The 5,500-nt window shown below is 70.2% G+C and carries 6 protein-coding genes; 2 read left to right on the forward strand and 4 right to left on the reverse strand.

Translation table 11 applies throughout. From position 1 onward, the window contains the following. Together RWX45_RS06685 and RWX45_RS06690 are read right to left on the reverse strand one after the other, a co-directional pair. The coding region (locus tag RWX45_RS06685) for a polyphosphate polymerase domain-containing protein (protein WP_316022967.1) at nucleotides 1-851 on the reverse strand (851 nt) is incomplete at its 3' end. 60 nt (nucleotides 852-911) lie between these two features. Further along, nucleotides 912-1,736: a DUF4956 domain-containing protein gene (locus tag RWX45_RS06690; protein ID WP_316022968.1), complete on the reverse strand. Its 825-nt coding sequence runs from the start codon at nucleotides 1,734-1,736 to the stop codon at nucleotides 912-914. A gap of 257 nt (nucleotides 1,737-1,993) precedes the next feature. Here RWX45_RS06690 and RWX45_RS06695 point away from each other — a divergent pair, with 257 nt between their 5' ends. Continuing rightward, nucleotides 1,994-3,397 carry a uracil-xanthine permease family protein gene (locus RWX45_RS06695; RefSeq protein ID WP_316022969.1) on the forward strand — a complete coding sequence of 468 codons (1,404 nt, stop codon included), beginning with the start codon at nucleotides 1,994-1,996 and terminating at the stop codon, nucleotides 3,395-3,397. 59 nt (nucleotides 3,398-3,456) lie between these two features. Here the strand turns inward: RWX45_RS06695 and RWX45_RS06700 are convergent, their stop codons facing one another. Next, nucleotides 3,457-3,795 (reverse strand): type II toxin-antitoxin system VapB family antitoxin, encoded by a 339-nt coding sequence (locus RWX45_RS06700; protein ID WP_316022970.1) that lies wholly within the window; start codon nucleotides 3,793-3,795, stop codon nucleotides 3,457-3,459. A 112-nt stretch (nucleotides 3,796-3,907) separates the two neighbouring features. Next, nucleotides 3,908-4,732, reverse strand: coding sequence for a TetR/AcrR family transcriptional regulator (locus tag RWX45_RS06705; protein WP_316022971.1), 825 nt, complete (start codon nucleotides 4,730-4,732; stop codon nucleotides 3,908-3,910). Nucleotides 4,733-5,300: 568 nt separating this feature from the next. Here RWX45_RS06705 and RWX45_RS06710 point away from each other — a divergent pair. Beyond that, nucleotides 5,301-5,500: hypothetical protein (locus tag RWX45_RS06710; RefSeq protein WP_316022972.1), on the forward strand; the 200-nt coding region annotated here is incomplete at its 3' end.

The following is a 5,500-nucleotide window of genomic DNA, read 5'->3' on the forward strand; positions in this document are numbered from 1 at the left end:
GCGAGCTCGCGAGTCAGCACCCGGTGCCACTTGTTCGCCGGCAGCTCCGGGCGGAGCAGCGCCATGCCGGTGGCGTACTTGGAGATCTTGGCCGGCCGGTGCCCCTGCGCCCACAGGAGCCGGTCCGCGGGCGACGGCGTGGCCGGGTTCTTCGTCTCAACGATCGCCAGGCCGTCGGCGCAGGCGCCGGCCGGAGCAACCTCCCCGGCGCTGCCTGCGGGCGCGGGGGCACCGTCCAGGGCGGTGGCACCGGTGGGCTGGGCGGAGGCATCGGCCGTAAGCGCCGTCCAGCTCAGATTCGTGTCGAGGGTGAGCCGGGCGCTGGCCTGCGGCAGGTGCAGGGTCGTGCGCTCATAGGCGGTGGACATGACCGGAAGGAGCCGGGCGGCGATCTCCCGAGCGTGTGCGGGCGAACAGGCCTCGGCGCGCTCCAGGCAGTCGGCCACGAAGCCGCGCCCCGCCTCGGTGAGACGATCGGCGTCGTCGAGCGCGTAGGGCATGCGCTTCTTGACCGTGGCGCCGCGCGGGCCGCGGGTCTTGACCTCGAGGAAGCACAGGCCGGAGTCCAGGTAGGAGCGGGTGCGCACCTTGAAACGACGCCGACGCTTGCGGGCCGCCAGCAGGTAGGAGTCCAGCGCGGCGGTGTCGAAGTAGGTCGAGGCGTAGGAGAAGCGGCGCCTGCCGTCGATCCCCAGCACGAGGGCGTCGGTGCTCAGGTGGTCGACGACGCTCTGCGCGTCGTCCAGGGGGAGGAGGTACTTGCGGTCCACGCGGGTGAGCAGACCGGCGGCGGCGTTGAGCGCCTCCAGTGTCGTGGCGGACAGGTGGCTGGTGTGCAGGTGGCGGCTCATGGTCGGCGGCCTCCTTCTCTTTGGGGTTTGCGGGCGTGACTGTGGGTGCGGCGGGCCGTATCAGCGCCCGGCGGGCTGGACCATGGGTGGGAGGTCGTAGTGGCGCGAGTCGGCGGTGCCCGCGGTGGCGTTGGCGGCGTCGGAGGCGGCGTACCGGCGGGCGGCTCGGGTCTGCGCTGCGGACGACGGCGGGGGAGCCGGCGCCGGATTCGAGGATGCGGCATCGGCAGCCGGGTTGGGCGAGGCGGCGGCGTAGGCGAGCGGGGCGGCAGTCGTGGCCGGGGCGGCGGGCGCAGCGGCCCTGCCGGACGCCGTCGTCGTCTGTGAGGTCCCCGAGCGGGGCAGGCGGAAGCGGACGTCAACGAGCGTGGTGTCGTCGACCAGGTCGAGGCGCTGCACCTGCACCGAGCGCACCTGGGCATCAAGCAGCTGCTCCAGGTGGGCGATGAGGGTGTCCTCATCGGTGATGGCCCGGTCGAGCATGATGATCTGGTGCCGGCTGCGGCGCATGAGCCCCGGGTGGTCGCTGATCCACAGGGAGGCGACGACGAGCGCCATGAGCAGTGCGGTCAGGGCGATCGGTGCCGCCGTGATGCCGCCGAGCAGCCCCAGGGCGAGGGCGGCGAAGAAGTAGGCGACCTCGTGCTGGGCCAGCTCGGTGGAGCGCAGACGGATGATCGACAGCACACCGAACAGACCGAGCCCGAGCCCGGCGCCGACGGAGGCGGTGGACAACAGGAGTGTCACCGCCAGGACGCCGACGTTGACGGCGGCGTAGGCGGCGACCAGGTCCTTACGGGCATGCCGCCGGGTGTACAGGACGCCGACAAGCAGAACCAGGGCGACCAGGTCGGTGGCGATGTAGAGGAGCGTGCTGGGAGTCATTGGCTGCTTCCGGTAGTAGGCAAGGGCGGCCGGGACCGCCTCGGAACAGCCACCAGTCAAGGCGAGGGGTCTATGCGAGAGCTGTGAAAGGCGTGTCGTGGGCGTATGAGATGAGGCGCGTGCTCGTGCTCGGTTGCGGGGTGGACCGCCCGACGCTCCTACACTGGTACCCCGGCAGGACTCTGCCGGGCCCTGCCGCTCCGGCATCGGGGGAGTATCCCCGTGCCGGTCCCCTTCCCCACGCGACAGGAGCCCACGTGCCCTCAGACCAGCCCTCCACCCACAACCGACGCTTCCGCGGCTGGACCCTCCACGGCGACGGGCACTCGATTGCCCCCGGCGAGGTCGTCACCCCCTCGGAACGCCTGAGTTGGCCCCGCACCATCGGTATCGGCGTGCAGCACGTCGTCGCCATGTTCGGCGCAACCTTCCTGGTGCCGCTGCTCACGGGCTTCGACCCGTCGGCGACCTTGTTCTTCACGGGCGTGGGCACCCTGCTGTTCCTGCTCATCACCGCCGGGCGCCTGCCCAGCTACCTCGGTTCCTCCTTCGCGCTCATTGCGCCCATCGGGGCGGTCACCGGGTACGCGGCCGACGCGGGGACGCCCCTGGACGGGGCGAAGGCGTCCCTGGCGCAGGGCGGCATCATCGCCGTCGGGGCACTGCTGGCCCTCATCGGCGTCATCGTGCATGTGGCCGGCACCGGCTGGATCGACCGCCTCATGCCGCCGATCGTCACCGGCGCCATCGTCTCCCTCATCGGCTTCAACCTCGCGCCCAGCGCGTGGAACAACGTCAAGACCGCGCCGGTGACGGCGCTGGTGACGATCGTGTCGATCCTGGTCATCACGGTCCTGTTCAAGGGCATCATCGGGAGACTGTCGATCCTCATCGGAGTGCTCATCGGCTACGCCACCGCCTGCGTGCGCGGCGAGGTCGACTTCTCCCAGATCGCCGATACCGGCTGGATCGGCCTGCCGACCTTCCGCGCCCCCGCCTTCGATATCAGCCTGCTGGGCCTGTTCATCCCGGTGGTCCTCGTCCTCGTCGCTGAGAACATTGGGCACGTCAAGTCCGTGGCGGCGATGACGGGGGAGAACCTCGACGACGTGACCGGCCGCGCGCTCTTCGCAGACGGGATCTCCACCATGCTCGCGGGCGCGGGCGGCGGCTCGGGCACGACGACGTACGCGGAGAACATCGGCGTCATGGCCGCGACCCGCGTGTACTCCACGGCCGCTTATGTCGTCGCCGCCGTGACGGCCCTGGGACTGTCCCTGCTGCCGAAGTTCGGCGTCATCATCGCGACGATCCCCGCCGGTGTTCTGGGCGGGGCGGCCACCGTCCTGTACGGCATGATCGGCATGCTCGGGGTGCGCATCTGGGTGCAGAACCGCGTGGACTTCTCCGACCCGGTCAACCTCAACACCGCGGCGGTCGCCATGGTGGTGGCCATCGCCGACTACACCTTCAACTGGGGCGACATGACCTTCGCGGGCATCGCGCTCGGCTCGCTGGCGGCGATCGTCGTCTACCACGTCATGCGCGCCATCTCCCGTGCCCGGGGCACGAACCTGGAGGAGGCCTCGCCCGCCTCGGCGCCCGCCGGCACCGAGTTGGAGGGCCCGGCCTACGCCAAGCGCGCCCGGAAGCAGGCGTGAGCCGGCGGGCCCGGGACCGGCGGGGGGTCTTGTGTCACCGCGCGAGGGACTTGCGCCGGCTACTCCGCCGGCGGCGGCGGGGCGGAGATGGGGCGACCGTCGTTGGTCAGTTCGAGCACGCGCGCGTGAATGGAGGTGCGGCCCTGAAGCGCGGCGCGCAGGGCCCGGTGCAGTCCAGTCTCCAGGTAGAGGTCGCCGTTCCAGGCGATGACGTGAGCGAACAGGTCGCCGTAGAAGGTGGAGTCATCGTCGAGCAGCCCGCGCAGATCCAGCTGAGCGCGGGTGGTCACCAGTTGATCGAGTCGGATCTGGCGTGGGGCGATGGCCGTCCAGTCGCGCTGCGCAGTGACCCCATGGTTGGGGTAGGGGGCGCTATCGCCGACTGCCTTGAAGATCACGTCACTATGCTAACGGGAAGCGCAAATCTTCCAGCATTTGAGACGGCGAATCTCGGCGCCGCGCCTCTGTTCGGCGTCGGCGAGGCTTGCTGAACGGCATCGGTGAATCTCGTCAGTGAGCCTCGTGCCGGGTCAGCGGGCCGGTGAGGTAGTGCTGGATCGTGGGGCCGACCACCTCAACCAGGTGGTCCACCGACGCGCTGGCAATAGGCTCGAGTTGGAACGTGTAGCGGGTGAGTGCCAGCCCCACCAACTGGGTGGAGGCGAGCGTGGCCCGTTCCTGCGCGTCGGGGCCGAGTATGCCGGCCTGCTCCAGTGCTTGCGACACCGGCGTCGCGATCTGCTCGGTGGCGTAGGTCTGCACAGCCTGCGGCGCGCCGTCGTCGGTGGCGACCCAGCGCAGCAGTGAACGGAAGGTGGCGCCGCCGGAGGAGTCGTCCCACGCCGTCATCGCCAGCCGCACCAGACGCGGTCCGGCGGTGCGGATGTCGCCGGAGATCACCTTGGCGATCTCCTCACTCGCCCGGATGCGCAGATTCATGGAGGCGCCGAACAGGTCGCCTTTGGAACCGAAGTAATAGGACACGAGTGCCGGATCGACGCCGGCCGCGCGGGCGACGCCGCGGATGGTGGTTTTCGCGAAGCCCTTGGCTAGGAAGGAGGCGCGGGCGGCATGGAGGATGGCGTCGCGCGTGGTCTCGGTGGTTGCGGCGCTACGGCTGCCGGAACGCGGGCCGCGACGCCGCGGTGCGGCGGTGCTCGTGGCGGGCGTGCTGGCAGACAGAGGGGACGTGGCGGAGGGCGCGGCGGATGCGTTGACGGGATTGCGGGTGGTGGATGCTGGAGCGCCATGGGGGGTCGCGGCGGTGGTGGCCCCCGGAACGGTCAGCGGCCCCTCTGCCGGGGCGGTCTCCCGGGGCGTGTCCGCATTGCTCATGCATTGAGGCTAGATGATCTCGGCCAGGGCGGGGCCCCGATAGACCGTCAGGCAGCCGAGGTAACTGAGTGGGGCGGCTCGGTCTCGGCGGCGGCGATGCGGCCCAGCCTCCGCCGTGGCAACGCGGCCAGCCGTCGAGTGGTTCCCCGTAGCCCGTGAGCATGTCCCGCGCTGCTGCGACGGCCATCCGCAGGCACCCCGCAGGGGTTGCCCGCAGCATCCCGCGTCCGCGCCGCTGCGACGTGAACGGAGCTACGGAGAAGGGCGAAGTGCTGCTGCCCGTGGCGCGGGTGCATCGGGTGTTCACGGGGAATGAGAAGGGCCTTCGCACTCCTCCATAATTAGGGAAGACGTGATGCGCAATATTCAACGCCGTCCAGGATGGGTTAGTCCGGCGTCAAGGCGATACGGGACATTTTCAAGGAAAGCCTGCCGGGACTAAGGGCCTAGATTCGAGTAATTTCAACGCCGTTGAAGCCTGGTGGCGCTTGTGCTTACGGTCCTGCGTGACCCCGGGCCGCGGGCGGCCCTGGAAGCAGGCATTCCGTTGGGGCCGAGAGGTGGATTCATGACCGGCAACGCTGACCGCAGCAGCGACCTCGAGCTGCGCTCTCACGACATTCCCGCCGCGGCTACCGGCGATATTCCGGCGGCCGATCCCAGCAATACGCCCGCCGCCGCGCCGGCATCGCTCGACTCGCCGGTGGCCAGCACCGGCCCGTCCCTCATGGCCATCCCGCTCGGTATGCCCTCCTTCCCCGCCAAGCC

Origin of the sequence: Actinomyces sp. MRS3W (genome assembly GCF_032465695.1) — a bacterium.
GTDB lineage: Bacteria > Actinomycetota > Actinomycetes > Actinomycetales > Actinomycetaceae > Actinomyces.